Source organism: Massilia sp. 2TAF26, assembly GCF_052115005.1.
Taxonomy (GTDB): domain Bacteria; phylum Pseudomonadota; class Gammaproteobacteria; order Burkholderiales; family Burkholderiaceae_D; genus Telluria.
Genome location: NZ_JBFRFV010000142.1, coordinates 1 through 379 on the forward strand (window position 1 = coordinate 1; position 379 = coordinate 379).

The 379-nt window shown below is 62.5% G+C and carries 2 protein-coding genes; both read left to right on the forward strand.

The annotated features are described in order from the left end of the window. A partial coding sequence (locus AB4Z32_RS27850) for a VOC family protein (protein ID WP_442125033.1) occupies nt 1-229 on the forward strand: 229 nt, incomplete at its 5' end. A 9-nt stretch (nt 230-238) separates the two neighbouring features. Next, nucleotides 239-379: YciI family protein (locus AB4Z32_RS27855; RefSeq protein WP_442125034.1), on the forward strand; the 141-nt coding region annotated here is incomplete at its 3' end.

The following is a 379-nucleotide window of genomic DNA, read 5'->3' on the forward strand; positions in this document are numbered from 1 at the left end:
CCTCTACGTACCTGACGTGGACGCCACCTTCCAGCAGGCCATCAACGCCGGCGCCACCGTCCGCATGCCGGTTGCCGACATGTTCTGGGGCGACCGCTACGGCCAGCTGGTCGATCCGTTTGGCCACAACTGGTCCATCGCCACCCACACCCGCGACATGACACCTGAACAGATGCAGGAAGAAATGAAGAAGCAGACCCCGGGCTGCGCGCCGGAACAGCAGAAATAAGGTGCCGACATGCGATTCATGATCATCGTGAAAGCCTCGCCGGAGTCCGAGGCCGGCAAGATGCCGAGCACGGAGTTGCTGGCCGCCATGGGCAAGTACAACGAAGAACTGGTCAATGCCGGCGTGCTGTTGGCGGGCGAAGGCCTGCAC